Annotated in this window: 12 protein-coding genes; 11 read left to right on the top strand and 1 reads right to left on the bottom strand. The window is 63.0% G+C overall.

Annotated features, from left to right (window positions below; all coding sequences use genetic code 11):
* Positions 1-37 precede the first annotated feature (37 nt).
* The 11 genes from B5477_RS09595 to B5477_RS09550 all read left to right on the top strand — a co-directional run bounded on the left by B5477_RS09595 (position 38) and on the right by B5477_RS09550 (position 14552).
* Positions 38-1357 carry a glutamine synthetase family protein gene (locus tag B5477_RS09595; protein ID WP_079699482.1) on the top strand — a complete coding sequence of 440 codons (1320 nt, stop codon included), beginning with the start codon at positions 38-40 and terminating at the stop codon, positions 1355-1357.
* Between the two features lie 36 nt (positions 1358-1393).
* Positions 1394-1963 carry an ANTAR domain-containing response regulator gene (locus B5477_RS09590; RefSeq protein ID WP_079699481.1) on the top strand — a complete coding sequence of 190 codons (570 nt, stop codon included), beginning with the start codon at positions 1394-1396 and terminating at the stop codon, positions 1961-1963.
* Between the two features lie 13 nt (positions 1964-1976).
* On the top strand, positions 1977-2282 hold the full coding sequence (locus tag B5477_RS15345; protein ID WP_242942173.1) for a hypothetical protein: 306 nt from the start codon (positions 1977-1979) through the stop codon (positions 2280-2282).
* Positions 2264-3382, top strand: coding sequence for an amidophosphoribosyltransferase (purF, locus tag B5477_RS09585; protein WP_242942172.1), 1119 nt, complete (start codon positions 2264-2266; stop codon positions 3380-3382). Before B5477_RS15345 ends, purF begins: the two co-directional genes overlap by 19 nt.
* 13 nt (positions 3383-3395) lie before the next feature.
* The gene (locus tag B5477_RS09580) at positions 3396-4469 is read left to right on the top strand and encodes a carbamoyl phosphate synthase small subunit (RefSeq protein WP_079699480.1); all 1074 of its coding nucleotides are present in this window, start codon (positions 3396-3398) and stop codon (positions 4467-4469) included.
* A gap of 1 nt (position 4470) precedes the next feature.
* Complete coding sequence (carB, locus tag B5477_RS09575) at positions 4471-8511, top strand: carbamoyl-phosphate synthase large subunit (protein WP_079699479.1); 4041 nt, start codon at positions 4471-4473, stop codon at positions 8509-8511.
* Complete coding sequence (locus tag B5477_RS09570; RefSeq protein ID WP_079699478.1) at positions 8508-10115, top strand: CTP synthase; 1608 nt, start codon at positions 8508-8510, stop codon at positions 10113-10115. Before carB ends, B5477_RS09570 begins: the two co-directional genes overlap by 4 nt.
* A 29-nt stretch (positions 10116-10144) precedes the next feature.
* A complete protein-coding gene (gene nadE / locus B5477_RS09565; protein WP_242942171.1) occupies positions 10145-10885 on the top strand; it encodes an NAD(+) synthase in 741 nt (246 codons plus the stop codon).
* An 86-nt stretch (positions 10886-10971) separates the two neighbouring features.
* Positions 10972-12798 carry a glutamine--fructose-6-phosphate transaminase (isomerizing) gene (glmS, locus tag B5477_RS09560; RefSeq protein ID WP_079699476.1) on the top strand — a complete coding sequence of 609 codons (1827 nt, stop codon included), beginning with the start codon at positions 10972-10974 and terminating at the stop codon, positions 12796-12798.
* Positions 12799-12831: 33 nt separating this feature from the next.
* Positions 12832-14010, top strand: a complete 1179-nt coding sequence (locus tag B5477_RS09555; protein WP_079699475.1) for an LL-diaminopimelate aminotransferase — start codon at positions 12832-12834, stop codon at positions 14008-14010.
* Between the two features lie 125 nt (positions 14011-14135).
* The gene (locus tag B5477_RS09550) at positions 14136-14552 is read left to right on the top strand and encodes a DUF3842 family protein (protein ID WP_079699474.1); all 417 of its coding nucleotides are present in this window, start codon (positions 14136-14138) and stop codon (positions 14550-14552) included.
* Between the two features lie 177 nt (positions 14553-14729).
* On the opposite strand, the gene B5477_RS09545 is transcribed toward B5477_RS09550, so the two are convergent.
* Complete coding sequence (locus B5477_RS09545) at positions 14730-15944, bottom strand: AfsR/SARP family transcriptional regulator (RefSeq protein WP_079699473.1); 1215 nt, start codon at positions 15942-15944, stop codon at positions 14730-14732.
* Positions 15945-16070: the final 126 nt, after the last annotated feature.

The following is a 16070-nucleotide window of genomic DNA, read 5'->3' as shown; positions in this document are numbered from 1 at the left end:
TTTACACCCGGGATTGGGCCAACGAAAGGAGAGTACGATGAAAACCACCATGAATGAGGTGCTGCAGTTCGTCGGGGAGAACGACGTCAAGTTCATCCGCTTGGCGTTCTGCGACATCTTCGGCATACAAAAAAATGTGTCCATCATGCCGGGGGAGCTGCCCCGCGCCTTTGAGAGCGGGATCTCCTTTGACGCCTCGGCCATCCGGGGATTTATGAACGTCGAGGAGAGCGATCTCTTTTTGGTGCCCGACCCGGCTACCCTCTCGCTGCTGCCCTGGCGTCCCGCTCAGGGGCGGGTGGTGCGGCTCTTCTGCGACATCCGCCGCCCGGACGGGGAGCCCTTCGAGGGGAGCACGCGGGATGTGCTAAAGGCGGCAATCAAACGCGCGGCGGACCTCGGCTATGTCTGCAAGGTGGGGGCGGAGTGCGAGTTCTATCTCTTCGAGATGGACGAACACGGCAGCCCGACCATGATCCCGCACGACAGGGCGGGCTACTTCGATTTGGCCCCCCTGGACAAGGGGGAGAACGTGCGCCGGGAAATCTGCCTGACCCTCGAGGAAATGGGGATTTTGCCCGAGAGCTCCCACCACGAGCAGGGACCGGGACAAAACGAGATCGACTTCAAATATTCCGACGCGCTCACCGCCGCCGACGAGCTGATCACCTTCCGCTCGGTGGTCAAGGCGATCGCCGCGCGCAACGGGCTTTACGCCTCCTTCCTGCCCAAGCCCTTCCCGGACAGGAGCGGCAGCGGGCTGCACATCAACCTGTCATTACAGAAAAACGGGCTGAACATTTTCCGCACCCCGCGCGATGGGCATTCGGGCGAGGCGGAGAGTTTTTTGCAGGGAATCCTCGAGCGGGTGGGGGAGGTCACGGCCTTCCTAAATCCCCTGACCAATTCCTATGCCCGCTTCGGCAGCTTCGAGGCGCCGCGCTACGTCACCTGGTCGCACCAGAACCGTTCTCAGCTGATCCGTGTTCCGGCGGCCAGCGGGGAGTACAGCCGCCTCGAGCTGCGCAGCGCCGATGCGTCCTGCAATCCCTATCTCGCCTTTGCGCTGCTGCTGCACGCGGGGCTCGACGGGATCGAGGAAAAGCGGGTACTCTGCGAGCCGAAAAACTTAAACCTTTACGAGGCTTCGCCGCGTGAGCTTGCGGGGATTTCCACCCTGCCGGCCAATTTGGGCGAGGCGCTGGCGGAGGCGAAGGAGAGCGCGTTCGTAAAACGGATATTGCCGCAAAAGGTGTTTCACCAGTATATCGGGCAAAAGGAGCGGGAATTTGCCGAATACGTGGCAGCTCCCGACAAGCGTGAATTCGAGCGGGAGCGCTATTTCGAGCGGATTTGACGGCGGCATAGGGCGATTGGAAAGGGCGGTGACGGGATGGACAGCGTGTTGATCGTATCGGCCGGGGGCAAGGCGCAAAGCGCCCTCGTCCAGCTGCTGCGCCCCTCGGGCTATGCGGTGTCCGCCAGCGTCCAGAGCGGCGCGGATGCGCGCAGGCTGCTCCTCGGGGGCGACTTCGATTTGGTGCTGATCAACACCCCGCTTTCCGACGAGTTCGGGCATGAGCTGGCGGTCGGCGCCGCGACCGGTACCGGCGCCGGGGTGCTGCTGATCGTTCGCGGCGAGCAGGCCGACGAGGTCTCGGCCAGGGTGGAGGACTGCGGCGTCTTCGTAATCCCGAAGCCGGTCAGCCGCCAAATGTTCTACCAATCTCTCAAGCTGGTTGCCGCCACGCGCCGCAGGATGCTCGGGCTCAAAAGCGAAAACATCAGGCTGCGGCAAAAGATCGAGGAGATCCGCTTGGTGGACCGGGCCAAGTGCGCGCTGATCCGGTACCTGGGCATGACCGAGCCGCAGGCACACCGCTACATCGAGAAGCAGGCGATGGACCTGCGCCTGACCAGGCGGGAGATCTCCGAGCGGATACTCAAAACCTATGAGAGCTGAGGGAGGGACCGGTGTGGACAGGAAACTTCATGAGGAGTGCGGGGTGTTCGGGATACGCACCACCCACGACGAGGCGGCCGGAATCACCTATAACGCCCTGCTGGCGCTGCAGCACCGCGGGCAGGAGGGCGCCGGGATCGCCGTGCTGCGGGACCAGGCCATCCTCTATCACAAGGATGTGGGGCTGGTCAGCGAGGTGTTCACTCCCCAGGTGCTGAATAAGATTCCCGCGGCGCACCTGGCCATCGGGCATGTTCGCTATTCCACAACGGGGGCAACCGCAAAGAAAACACCCAGCCGGTGGTTACCGAGTACCTGAAAGGGCGGATCGCCATCTCCCACAACGGCAACATCATCAACGCCGCCGCGCTGCGCGAGAAGCTGCGGCGTGCGGGATGCGACTTCAATGCCACCACCGACAGCGAGGTGGTCTCCTCCCTGATCGCCTACGAAATTTTGCAGGGCGGCGGCTTCGAGGAGGCGATCGTGAAAGCGGCAAAGCAGCTGCGTGGCGCTTACACGCTGCTCGTGCTCGGCAGCGGGGACAGGCTGTGCGCGCTGCGCGACCCGAGCGGCTTTCGTCCGCTCTGCCTGGGGAGGAGCAATCACGGCTGGGCCGTCGCCAGCGAGAGCTGCGCGCTGGACAGCGCGGGGTTCGACTTTCTGCGGGACGTGCAGCCGGGGGAGCTGATCACCATTGACGGGCGCGGGCGGATGTCCAGCCGGATGGCGCTGGGCCCGGCAAAGCTGGGGATGTGCCTGTTCGAGTATGTCTACTTTGCGCGCACCGACTCGGTCATCGACTCGCTGAGCGTCTATGAGGCGCGCTACCGCATGGGAGAGGTATTGGCGCGGGAGCACCCGGCAAAGGCGGACGTCGTCTGCGGCGTGCCGGACAGCGGCCTGGAAGCCGCCATGGGCTACGCCGCCCAGAGCGGGCTGCCCTGCGTGCCGGGGTTTGTCAAGAACCGCTATATCGGGCGCAGCTTCATCTTCCCCTCCCAGGCGCAGCGGGACATGGCGGTGCGCCTCAAGCTGAGCCCCCTGCGCGTGAACGTCGCGGGCAAGCGGGTGGTACTGGTGGACGATTCGATCGTGCGGGGGACCACCGGCGCAAAGATCGTGAGCAGCCTCAAGGCGGCGGGTGCGAGGGAAGTGCACCTGCGGATTTCCTCCCCGCCCTTTTACCATACCTGCTATTTCGGCACCGACATCGGGGACGAGGAGAACCTGATTGCCAACCGGCTTTCCCACGACGAGATCACAACAAGCATGGGAGCCGATAGCCTTGGGTATATTAGCATAGAGGGGCTCAAGTCGGCCTGCAGTGGATGCAGCCTGCCGTTTTGCGACGGCTGCTTCACCGGACGGTACCCGCTGGATGCGGTAGAGCAGAGCAAAACGCAGTTTGAACAGTAGGAGGAAGCCTGTTATGTCGGGTGAAAAGAGATATTTGGTGCTGGAAAACGGACGGGTGTTCGAGGGAGTCGGCTTCGGCGCTCCGGGGGACGTGAACGGGGAGCTCGTCTTTACCACCGGGATGACCGGGTATTTAGAGACCCTGACCGACCCGAGCTACCACGGGCAGATTGTGGTACAGACCTTCCCGCTCATCGGGAACTACGGCGTCATCCCCGCCGACTTTGAAAGCATAAAAGTGCATCCAAAAGCCTATATCGTCCGCCAGTGGTGTCAGCATCCCTCCAATTTCCGCAGCGAGGGTGATCTTGACACCTTTTTTATGAGGTGCTCGCTGCCCGCCCTGTGCGGGATCGACACCAGGGAGCTTGTCAAGACCATCCGAGAGCACGGGGTGATGAACGCAAAGCTCGTCTGTTCCAAAGAGCGGCTCGACCCGTCCGACTTACAGGGGGCCCCGCTCGAGGGCGCGGTCGCAGCGGTCACGCCGAAGGCCGCCTTCACCGAGCGCCCACAGGAGACGAAATACCGGGTGGTGCTCTGGGACTTCGGCGCCAAGGCGAATATCGCAAGGGAGCTGCTGCGCCGGGGGTGCGAGGTGGTCCACGTCCCGGCCGGGGCCTCGGCGGCGGATATCCTGGCGCTGCGCCCCGACGGGGTGGTGCTCTCGAACGGCCCGGGCGATCCGGCCGAGAACACGGGTACTATCCGGGAGCTGCAGAAGCTCTGTGAGCATAAGCTCCCGATGATGGGGATCTGCCTTGGGCACCAGCTGCTGGCGCTGAGCCGGGGGGCCGGGACCGAAAAGCTCAAATACGGGCACCGGGGCGCCAACCAGCCGGTCAAGGACCTGCAGAGCGGCCGGGTCTATATCACCAGCCAGAACCATGGCTACGCGGTACAAAACGACACCCTGCCGAAGGGTGCGAAGCTCTGGTTTTGCAACGCCAACGACGGCACCTGCGAGGGGATCCTCTATCAGGACATCCCGGCCTTCTCGGTGCAGTATCATCCCGAGGCGGCAAGCGGGCCGCTGGACACCGGTTTTTTATTCGACGCGTTCATCAAACGACTGGAGGTGAAGTGACATGCCGCTCGATCCTGCCATCAAGAAGGTGCTGGTGATCGGCTCGGGGCCGATCGTGATCGGCCAGGCGGCCGAGTTCGACTATGCGGGCACCCAGGCCTGCCGCGCGCTCAAGGAGGAGGGGCTGCAGGTGGTGCTGTGCAATTCCAATCCCGCCACCATCATGACCGACCGGGAGATGGCCGACGAAATCTACCTCGAACCGCTGACGGTCGAAACCGTCAAGAGGATCATTTTAAAGGAGCGTCCGGACAGCCTCCCGTCCACTTTGGGCGGGCAGACCGGGCTGACCCTCTCGATGCAGCTGGCCAAGGAGGGCTTCCTCGAAGCCCAGGGCGTGCGGCTGCTGGGCGCGCGGGTCGAGACGATCGACAGGGCCGAGGACCGCCAGCTTTTTAGGGACACCATGCTCTCGATCGGGGAGCCGGTGATCCCCTCCGAGGTCGCCCACGATCTGGAGCACGCCCTGCGGATTGCCGGGGAGATCGGATACCCGGTGATCGTGCGCCCGGCGTTCACCATGGGCGGCAGCGGCGGCGGGATCGCACAGGATCCGGAGCAGCTGGGGGAGATCGCCCAAAACGGGCTGCGCCTCTCGCCGATCAGCCAGGTGCTGGTCGAAAAGTGCGTTTCGGGCTGGAAGGAGATCGAGTTCGAGGTGATGCGCGACCGCAGCGGCAGCGTGATCACCGTCTGCTCGATGGAGAACTTCGACCCCGTCGGGGTGCACACCGGGGACAGTATCGTCATCGCCCCGGCGGTGACCCTGGCGGATAAGGAGTACCAGATGCTGCGCTCGGCGGCGCTCCACATCATCTCCGCGCTGGGGGTCGAGGGCGGCTGCAACTGCCAGTTTGCCCTGCACCCGGAGTCGATGGAATACGCGGTCATCGAGGTCAATCCCCGCGTCTCGCGCTCGTCGGCCCTGGCCTCCAAGGCGACCGGCTACCCGATCGCCAAGGTGGCGGCCAAGATCGCTATCGGCTACAACCTCGACGAGATCCAAAACGCCGTCACCGGCAAGACCTGCGCCTGCTTCGAGCCGGCGCTCGACTATGTGGTGGTCAAGTTCCCCAAGTGGCCGTTCGACAAGTTCGTCTACGCCGACCGGCGCCTCGGTACCCAGATGAAGGCCACCGGCGAGGTGATGGCCATCGCCCACACCTTCGAGGCGGCGCTGATGAAGGCGGTGCGCGGGGCGGAGATCTCGCTGGACTGCCTGATCGAGCCCAAGCTCCAGGCCGTGCCCGACCACGAGCTGTTCGCTAGGGTTTCGGTCTGCAGCGACGAGCGGCTCTTCGTGGTCTGTGAATGCATGCGCCGGGGGATGAGCTGCGGGGAGATACACGCGCGCACCAAAATTGACCTTTGGTTTTTATATAAGCTGCAGAACCTGCTGGAAATGGAACGCCGGCTGCAAAACGAGGCGCCAACCCCTGCGCTCTACCGCGCGGCCAAGGAGCTCGGCTTCCCCGACCGGGTGATCGAGCGCCTCAGCGGCAAAAGGGTGGAGCGCCCGCTTGCGGCCTCCTTCAAGATGGTAGACACCTGCGCGGCCGAATTTGAGGCGCAGACGCCCTACTTCTATTCCACCTATGACGAGGTGAACGAGGCCGCGCAGTACCTACAGGAACACAAGAGCCGGGGGAAGACGGTGGTGGTCCTCGGCTCGGGGCCGATCCGGATCGGGCAGGGGATCGAATTCGACTACGCCTCGGTCCAGTGCGCCTGGACGCTCAAGAAGCAGGGATACGAGGTGGTCATCATCAACAACAATCCCGAGACTGTCTCCACCGACTTCGATACCGCCGACCGGCTCTATTTCGAGCCGCTGACCCCCGAGGACGTGATGAACGTGATCCGCACCGAGCGCCCCTACGGAGTGGTGGCGGCCTTCGGCGGGCAGACGGCGATCAAGCTGACCAGGTTCCTGCATGAACAGGGGATCAGGATACTGGGCACCTCGGCGGACAGCGTGGATATGGCCGAGGACCGGGAGCGCTTCGATGCCCTGCTCGAAAGCCTCTCGATTGCCCGCCCGAAGGGGGCCGCCGTGACCACCGCCGAACAGGCGCTCGCGGCGGCGCACGAGCTTCAGTATCCGGTGCTGCTGCGTCCGTCCTACGTGCTGGGCGGGCAGAACATGATCATCGCCTTTTCGGACGACGACGTGCGCGAATATATGCAGATCATCCTCTCCCATGGGATCGAGAGCCCGGTACTGATCGACCAGTATTTGACGGGCACCGAGTTGGAGGCCGACGCCATCTGCGACGGGGAGGAGGTCCTCATCCCCGGGATCATGGAGCATATCGAGCGCGCCGGGGTCCACTCGGGGGACTCGATCGCGGTCTATCCCGCCTATAACCTGAGCGCACAGCTTTTGCAGCGGGTGGTGGAGTACACCGAGCGTTTGGCGCTTTCGCTGCGCACCAAGGGGCTCATCAACATCCAGTACGTCGTACACCAGGGGGAAATCTACGTCATCGAGGTCAACCCCCGCGCCAGCCGCACCGTGCCCTATATCAGCAAGGTGACCGGCGTGCCGATGACCGAGCTTGCGACCAGGGCCATGCTCGGCGAGCGCCTGCGCGCGATGGGCTTCGGCACCGGGCTGCGGCGCACCCCGCCCTATGTGGCGGTCAAGGTGCCGGTCTTCAGCTTCGAGAAGCTGGCGGACGTGGACGTGCTGCTCGGTCCCGAGATGAAGTCGACCGGCGAGGTGCTGGGGATCGGCAAGACCCTGGACGAGGCGCTCTACAAGGGGTTGATTGCCGCCGGCTACCGGATGGAGAAGGGTGGCGGGGTACTGCTGACGGTGCGTGAGAGGGACAAGGACGAGCTGCCAAAGACCGCGCGGGGCTTTGCGCGGCTCGGCTTCGCGCTCTATGCCACCGAGGGCACGGCGGCCGCCCTCAAAAGGGCGGGGATCGCGGCCAGGACGGTCAAAAAGATCCACGAGGCCGAGGAGAACGTGCTCTCCCTGCTCGAAAGCGGGAAGATCCAGTACATTGTCTCCACCTCCGAGAAGGGGCGGATTCCCACCAGGGACAGCGTGCGCATCCGGCGCAAGGCGGTGGAGCGTTCGATCCCCTGCCTGACCTCGCTGGACACCGCCAACGCCCTGCTGCACAGCCTCTGGGGACGGTTCACCGAGGCGAACACCGAGCTGGTCGACATCAACCATATGCGCGGGGAAAGATTGCAGCTGCATTTCACCAAGATGCAGGCCTGCGGGAACGACTATATCTATTTCGATTGCTTCCGCCAGGAGGTCGCCTCCCCCGAGGCGCTCAGCGTGCGCCTGTCCGAGCGGCGCACCGGGATCGGCGGGGACGGGATCGTGCTGATCCTCCCAAGCGAGTCGGCGCACGCCAGAATGCGGATGTTCAACGCCGACGGGAGCGAAGGGAGGATGTGCGGCAACGCCATCCGCTGCGTGGGCAAGTACCTCTATGACAGCGGGATCGTGCGGGAAAAGACGGTGAAGGTCGAGACCCTCAGCGGGATCAGGACCCTCGTGCTGCACACCGACGGCGGGCAGGTGCGCTCGGTGCGGGTGGACATGGGACCGGCCGTCTTTTTGCCGGAGCAAGTCCCGGTGAAAATCAAGGGGGAACGGGTGGTCGATTGCCCGATCCGGATCGGGGAGAGGGAGTACCGCGTCACCTGCCTGTCGATGGGCAACCCGCACTGCGTCGTCTTTACCGCCGACCCGGCGGCGATCGACCTCGCGGCGGTTGGCCCGTCTTTCGAGCACGACTCCATCTTCCCCGACCGGGTGAACACCGAATTCGTATCGGTACCTGAGCGCAACGTGCTGCGCATGCGGGTCTGGGAGCGGGGCAGCGGCGAGACCTTCGCCTGCGGGACCGGAGCCTGTGCGAGCGCCGCGGCCGCGGTGGCGCAGGGGCTCTGCGATAAAGATGAGGACATCCTCGTCCACCTGCTGGGCGGGGACCTGACGATCCGGGTGACCGATGAGACGGTCTATATGACCGGGGAAGCGGTAAAGGTTTATGAGGGGGCAGTGGAGTTATGAGCAAGTTTATTTTCGTGACCGGCGGCGTGGTGTCGGGGCTCGGGAAGGGGATCACGGCGGCCTCGCTCGGCCGGCTTTTGAAGGCGCGGGGGATCAAGGTAGCCGCCCAGAAGCTCGACCCGTATATCAATGTGGACCCGGGCACCATGAGCCCTTATCAGCACGGCGAGGTGTTCGTCACCGAGGACGGCGCGGAAACCGACCTGGACCTCGGGCATTACGAGCGCTTCATCGATGAGGACCTCAACCGCTTTTCCAACCTGACCACCGGCAAGGTCTACTGGAACGTGCTGCAAAAGGAACGCCGCGGCCAGTACCTCGGGGAGACGGTGCAGGTCATCCCGCACATCACGAACGAGATCAAGAGCTTCATCTATTCTGTGGGGGAGAAGAGCGGCGCCGACGTGGTGATCACCGAGATCGGCGGTACCACCGGCGACATCGAGAGCCAGCCGTTTCTGGAGGCGATCCGCCAGGTTTCGCACGAGGCCGGACGGGAGAATTGCCTTTTCATCCACGTCACGCTGGTGCCCTACATCAAGAGCTCGGGCGAGCACAAGAGCAAGCCCACCCAGCACTCGGTCAAGGAGCTGCAATCCTTTGGGATTATGCCGGACATCATCGTGGCGCGCACCGACGAGCCGCTCGGGCAGAGCATAAGGGACAAGATCGCTCTTTTTTGCAATGTCTCGCAGGAGTGCGTGATCGAGAACATCACCCTGCCGGTGCTCTACCAGGCGCCCATCATGCTGGAGAGAGCCGGGCTGCCGCAGATCGTCTGCCGCAAGCTGGGCCTTGCCTGCGGGCCGGGGGATCTTTGCGAATGGGAGCAGATGCTCGGCCGGATCAAAGAGAGCACCCGCCCGGTGACCATCGCCCTGGTGGGCAAATATGTACAGCTCCACGACGCCTACCTCTCGGTGGCCGAGGCGCTGCGCCACGCTGGCTATGAAAACGGGGCGAACGTCTCGATCCGCTGGGTGGACAGCGAGCAGATCACCCCCGAAACGGCAAAGAGCCTGCTCTCGGGCTGCGGGGGGATCATCCTGCCCGGCGGGTTTGGCGAGAGGGGGATCGAGGGGATGATCGCCGCCGCCGAGTACGCCAGGACCCGCAAAATCCCCTATTTCGGCATCTGCCTTGGTATGCAGATCGCGGTGATTGAATATGCTAGGAATGTGGCCGGGATCGCGGGGGCCCATTCCCGCGAGTTTGCCCCGGACAATGAAAACTGCGTGATCGACCTCATGCCCGACCAGAAGGGGAACCTCCCCAAAGGCGGCACCATGCGCCTGGGCAGCTACCCCTGCCTCGCCGCTGAGGGGAGCCGGCTTCATAAAATCTATGGCGTACGGGAAATCAATGAGCGCCACCGCCACCGGTATGAATTCAATAACGCGTTTCGCGATCGGCTCACCGCCGCCGGGCTGCAGGTCTGCGGCGTCTCGCCCGACGGGCGGCTGGTCGAGGCGGTGGAGCTGCCGGGCCACCCCTTCTATATCGGCGTGCAATACCATCCCGAATTTAGGAGCCGCCCCAACCGGGCGCACCCGCTCTTCCGGGAATTTATCGCCGCCGCGCTGAAGGCGGGGAGCGAGGGTTAGCCGGGACGCCGCCGGAAAGGATGACAGCTATGCGCGACTATAAGATCGAGCTGCAAAACCGCACCGAATTTATCCGGGACGTGCTGGCGAAGTCCGGCTGCCACGGGATCGTCTACGGCAACAGCGGCGGCAAGGACAGCACCCTGGTGGGCATCCTCTGCCGGAAGGCCTGCCGCAATGTGCTGGGGGTTATTATGCCCTGCTCGGTCAAACAGAACTTGCAAAGGGACCGCGAGGATGCTATCCTTTTAGCACGGCAGTTCGGCATAGAGACCATCACCGTCGATCTCGGCGCGGCCAAGGAGGCGCTGTGCGCGTCGGCGAGGCAGGGGCTCAACCTCTCGGATGCGGCCAAGCTCAACATCGCGCCCCGGCTGCGCATGACCATGCTCTACGCCATCGCGCAGAGCAAGAACTACCTGGTCGCCGGCACCACCAACCGAAGCGAGCGGCATATCGGCTACTTCACCAAGTGGGGGGACGGCGCGTGCGATTTCAACCCGGTCAGCGATTTGACGGTGCGCGAGGTGTACGAGTTTCTGCGCCATCTCGGCGCGCCCGGGCGGATTATGGAAAAGGCGCCCTCGGCGGGCCTCTTTCAGGGGCAGCGGGACGAGGAGGAACTGGGCCTGAGCTACCGGGACCTGGACTCCTACCTGCTGCAGGGGGAAGGGAGCCCCCAGGCGGTGGGGAAGATCGGACTTCTGCACCAGAGAAGCGAGCACAAACGACGGCTGCCGGTTGATTATCGGGGTCCCTCGCGGCCTTGATGAAGCAGACCATGTTTGAAAGGTCCGCTTTTAAGCTGACGAGCCGGTTTTTACAGCCGGCGCCCAAGAAAGGAATGGTTATAGTTATGTGCGGGATTATCGGATTCGCGGGCAGACGGGATTGTGCCCAGCTGCTGTTGTCGGGGCTTTGCGCGCTGGAATACCGGGGCTACGACTCCGCCGGGATAGCGGTGCAGTCGCAGGGAGACTTGCAGGTGCGCAAATCGACCGGGAGGCTCAAAAACCTGCAGGATATCGTCTCCCGCGCGCCGGTGAGCGGCAGCGTCGGGATCGGGCACACCCGCTGGGCGACCCACGGGCGCCCGAGCGAGGAGAACTGCCATCCCCATATCGGCCAGAAGGGCAGGATCGCGGTGGTCCACAACGGGATCATCGAAAACTATGCCGCGCTTAAGCGCTCGCTGATGGAGCGCGGGGTACAGTTTTCCTCCCAGACCGACACCGAGGTCATCGCCCAGCTGCTGGAATATTACTACGAAACCGACCTGCTCACCACCCTTGGGAAGGTGCTTCCCATGCTCGAGGGCTCCTATGCGCTGGGGATCCTGGACGTGTCCGATCCGGACACCGTCTGGTGCGCGCGCCGCGGCAGCCCGCTGATCGTGGGGAAGGGGGAGGGGGAAAATTACCTCGCCTCCGATATTTCCGCCGTATTGGAATACACCCGGGATATCTACATCCTGGACGACGGCGAGATCGCGGCGCTTTGCGCCGATGGAATCCGCTTTTACGGGCCGCAGGGGCAGGCGCTCGAGAAGGAGCCCACCCCCATCTCCTGGAGCGCGGACGGCGCCAAGCGGGGCGGCTTTAGGCATTTCATGCTCAAAGAAATCTATGACCAGCCCCAGGCGATCGAGGATACCCTCAACCATTACATAGACGCGCAGACCCTCACCATCCGCCGCGAGAGCATGCCCTTTACCAAGGAGCAGGCGCAGCAGGTGGAGAACATCACCATTGTGGCCTGCGGCACGGCCTATCACGCGGGGATGGTCGGGCAGAACCTGCTCGAGCAGTTGGCGAGAGTGCGCACCCACGCGCAGATCGCCAGCGAGTATCGCTATCAGGATACCGTCTACAGCGCCAATGAAACGCTGATCGCGGTCAGCCAGTCGGGCGAGACGGCGGACACCATCGCGGCGGTGCGCAAGGCAAAGAACAACGGGCACCGGATCGTGGCGTTGAGCAACGTGCTGGGCAGCACGGTGGCCAGAGAGGCGCACGCGGTGATGTACACCCTGGCCGGGCCCGAGATCGCGGTGGCCTCGACCAAGGCCTACACCACCCAGGTCCTGCTCTTTGAGATATTGGCGCTGGATTTGGGCAACCTGCGCGGGCTGATCAGCGAGCGGGAGCTGCAGGACTGCCTGCGCGAGCTGCTGCGCCTGCCCGGGCAGGTGCGAAGCGTGCTCGAGCGGGCAGGGCAGGTGGAACACTTCGCCCACTCCATGCGCATGTGCCGGGACGTCTTCTTCATCGGCCGCCAGCTTGACTACTGCACCAGCCTGGAGGCGGCCTTAAAGCTCAAGGAGATTTCCTACATCCACTCCGAGGCCTACGCCGCCGGCGAGCTCAAGCACGGCACCATCGCCCTGATCGACGAGACCACCCTGGTGGTGGCCACCGCCACCCAGGAGCGGATCTTCCTCAAGACCCTCTCGAACGTCGAGGAGGTCCGCGCGCGGGGTGCGAGCATACTGCTGATCACCGACAAGGAGGTCCAGAACGAGGGGCAGTTCCAGGATATCTGGCAGGTGCCGGGGATGCGGGACATCTATTCGCCCATCCCGGCCACCGTGTATGTGCAGCTCTTCGCCTACTATATGGCGCTGCAGAAGGGCTGCGACATCGACAAGCCCCGCAACCTGGCCAAGAGCGTGACGGTCGAATAGGCGGCATGTGCCAAAGGAAAAGGAATTAAAAATATGAAGATCAACGAAAACTATCTGAGGCTGGAGGAGAGCTACCTCTTCGCCTCGATCGCTCATAAGCTCGCTGCCTGGAAGGAGGCCAATCCCCGGCGGGAGGTCATCCGCCTGGGGATCGGGGACGTGACCCTGCCGCTGGTGCCGGCGGTGACCGAGGCCATGCACAAGGCGGTGGACGAAATGGGCAGGCAGGAGACCTTTCACGGCTACGGCCCCGAGCAGGGCTATCCCTTCCTGCGCGAGGCGGTCTGCGGCTACTACGCCGCGCGCGGCACCATAATAGGTGAGGACGAAATCTTCGTCAGCGACGGGGCCAAGAGCGACCTTGGAAACATCCTCGACGTCCTCTCGCTTCAAAATACTGTGCTGATCCCCGACCCGGTCTACCCCGTCTACGTGGATACCAACGTCATGGCCGGGCGGGATATCCGGTATCTGAGCGCCAACAGGGAGAACGGCTTCCTGCCGCTGCCCGACCAGGCGCCGAGGGCGGATATCATCTACCTGTGCTCGCCCAACAACCCGACCGGGGCGGCCTACAGCAGGGAAGCGCTGCGGCGTTGGGTGGCATATGCACAGGAGCACGGCGCGCTGATTCTCTACGACGCGGCCTATGAGGCGTTCGTCTGCGAAGAGGCGCTCGCGCGCAGCATCTATGAGATCGACGGGGCGCGGGAGTGCGCCATCGAATTTTGCTCCCTTTCCAAGACGGCGGGCTTCACCGGAACCCGCTGCGGCTATACGGTGGTACCGAAATCCCTTTCCTTCGGCGGCCATGGGCTGCATGCGCTCTGGCTGAGAAGGCAGACCACCAAGTTTAACGGCGTGCCCTATATCGTCCAGCGGGGCGCGCAGGCGGTCTTTAGTCCCGAGGGGCAGCGCCAGACCCGGGCGAATCTCGACTATTACCGCGGCAACGCCGCGCTCCTCGCCGGGGCGCTGCAAGCGCGCGGGGTGTGGTATACCGGCGGGAAGAATTCCCCCTACATCTGGATGAAATGTCCGGATGGGATGAGCTCCTGGGAATTCTTCGACTACCTGCTCGAGCGCGCCGGGATCGTCGGCACCCCCGGTTCCGGCTTCGGGCCGGGCGGCGAGGGGTATTTCCGCCTGACCGCCTTCGGGGACCGGGGGCGGACGGAGAAAGCCGCCGGGCTGCTAAAAGAGATATTATAATTTGAAAGCACCCGTTTTGGGTGCTTTCGTCTTTTGTTTCTCCATTGGTTGAAAGACAGGAAATAATCCTGTACAATGGGAAGCGGCAATAAATTCTGACGGATAAAATGAGGGAGGACGAGAGTTTGAGATTGGTCGTGATCGATGGCCAGGGCGGCGGGATGGGCCGCAGCCTGATCGAGCAGGCACGCGCCGACTTTAAGGATTTGGAGATTATCGCGGTGGGGACCAATGCGCTGGCCACCGGCGCCATGCTGCGCGCGGGAGCCAACGCGGGGGCGACGGGGGAGAGCGCCGTGCTCTACAACTGCCGCCGGGCGGATGTTATCATGGGCCCCATCGGAATTGCGCTGCCCTACTCCATCCTGGGCGAGATTTCTCCCGCCATGGCCGAGGCGGTCTGCCTGAGCGAAGCGAAAAAAATTCTGCTCCCGGTTTCCAAGTGCAACGTCCGGATCGTGGGGATTATGGAAAAGCCGATGGCCAGGTATGTGGAGGATGCGATCGCACAGCTGCATGCGCTGCTGGAGAAAGCGGAATAAAACATATGGCCGTCCTGCGGGCCTGGCCGCTTTTGCTGCTTCGCCTGTGCCCAGCAGTAATAAAACTGCCCTCCCCAAAATGGGGAGGGCAGTTTGTGTAGGTTAGCGGGAATGTAAAAACCCAAAACTCCCGCAACGCTTATTTTAGCATTCCCGGGTCATATCCCGGTAACAAAATCACTCCACCGGGTCGAGCGGCTGCAGGGTGGTATGGATTTTGACCGGCGCGCCCTTGTGTTCCTGCCAGAAGCGGCGGGTAATCCGGTCCATCACCATCTGGCCGTTTTCAAAGGTCAGCGCCGGCAGCATCAACACGTATTGGGTCGTGCTGAAGCGGGAGACCACGTCCCCCCGGCGCAGGCTGGTGCGTATGGTGGAAAGCAGCTGGTCCATCACGGTGCCCAGCACCTTGGTTTCGGGGATGTTGCTGCGCAGGTCGGTCAGGGTAAACAGGGCGATGAAGATCGACTGGCCGGTGCGCGCGGCGGCGCGCGCCTCGAGGCGGTAGAGGTTCTTGAACACCTCATAGTCGCAGTAAAATGCGCTCTGCGCCTGGCTGTGCTCGCGCAGGTCCTCCTTGATGATGCCAAGGTCGGTCTCCACGCTGTTGACCGTTTTGAGGATTTCCCGGTATAGATCGCGCATGGCCTCGCTGGGCTTGACCCCCAGCTCGCGGTAGAACAGGTCGGTGACGTAGTTATAGTGCTCCAGCGCCGCGGACTGCTTGTTCTGCCTGACCAGCGCATGGATGAGGCAGAGGTGCGCGCGCTCCTCAAAGGGGTCGATGGCGTTGGCCCGCTCGCAGATCATGCGCACGTCGTCGTACCGCTCGGAAAGCATGAGCAGCTCGCAGCATTCGTAGACGCATTTAAAATAGGCCGAGCGGTAATAGCTGCTCAGCGGAACCACCCACTCCTCATAGCCCGAGGTCGGAAGGAAATCCCCCCTATAAAGCTGCAGCGCCTCGCGGTAGCGCGCGATCCGCTCCCCGGCGGGCTGCACGGGGTTGGCGGCTTCCTTGCAAAGACGCTCGAACTCCTCGGTGTCCACCACGCAGGGCAGGTCGTTGTTCCAGCGGTAGGCGCCGTGATAGAAGGTGATGATCTCCTTGGCATGGGGCAGGCCGTGGGAGGTAAAGGTAGAGCGGATCCGGTAGACCAGGTTTTTGAGCGCGTTGGCCGGGTTTTCGCTGTCGTCATTGGGCCAGAGCGCGGCGATCAGCTCCTCCTGGGAGATGGTCTTGTGGCGGAAGGCGATCAGGTATTCCAAAAGGTTCCAAAGCTGATGGGTGCGGCTGATGGTATCGCTGATCACCTTATCTCCGACCGTCAGCTTGAACCCGCCGAGCATCTCGATATGAAAAACGGTTTCATTCTCCGCCTTTGTCGTCATAAAACCATCCTTTCCCTTGGCCGTGGCCTGTATAGCTTGCACACGCTTATATCTCAGTTTAGCACGTTTTTCACTTTGACGGAACCATAATTTTAATTTTTGTAATGTTTGATAAATTTTTGACAA

This window comes from Provencibacterium massiliense, assembly GCF_900169495.1.
GTDB classification, from domain to species: domain Bacteria; phylum Bacillota; class Clostridia; order Oscillospirales; family Ruminococcaceae; genus Harryflintia; species Harryflintia acetispora.
The sequence above is the reverse complement of the archived record's forward strand: the minus strand, read 5'-3'. Positions and strand labels throughout refer to the sequence as shown.

What these genes read in the sequence shown, in the direction of transcription:
- B5477_RS09580 (WP_079699480.1), top strand. Translation starts at nt 3,396, where the DNA reads ATGTCGGGTGAAAAGAGATATTTGGTGCTGGAAAACGGACGGGTGTTC.
- B5477_RS09570 (WP_079699478.1), top strand. Translation starts at nt 8,508, where the DNA reads ATGAGCAAGTTTATTTTCGTGACCGGCGGCGTGGTGTCGGGGCTCGGG.
- B5477_RS09545 (WP_079699473.1), bottom strand. Translation starts at nt 15,944, where the DNA reads ATGACGACAAAGGCGGAGAATGAAACCGTTTTTCATATCGAGATGCTC.
- nadE (WP_242942171.1), top strand. Translation starts at nt 10,145, where the DNA reads ATGCGCGACTATAAGATCGAGCTGCAAAACCGCACCGAATTTATCCGG.
- glmS (WP_079699476.1), top strand. Translation starts at nt 10,972, where the DNA reads ATGTGCGGGATTATCGGATTCGCGGGCAGACGGGATTGTGCCCAGCTG.
- carB (WP_079699479.1), top strand. Translation starts at nt 4,471, where the DNA reads ATGCCGCTCGATCCTGCCATCAAGAAGGTGCTGGTGATCGGCTCGGGG.
- B5477_RS09595 (WP_079699482.1), top strand. Translation starts at nt 38, where the DNA reads ATGAAAACCACCATGAATGAGGTGCTGCAGTTCGTCGGGGAGAACGAC.
- B5477_RS09555 (WP_079699475.1), top strand. Translation starts at nt 12,832, where the DNA reads ATGAAGATCAACGAAAACTATCTGAGGCTGGAGGAGAGCTACCTCTTC.
- B5477_RS09590 (WP_079699481.1), top strand. Translation starts at nt 1,394, where the DNA reads ATGGACAGCGTGTTGATCGTATCGGCCGGGGGCAAGGCGCAAAGCGCC.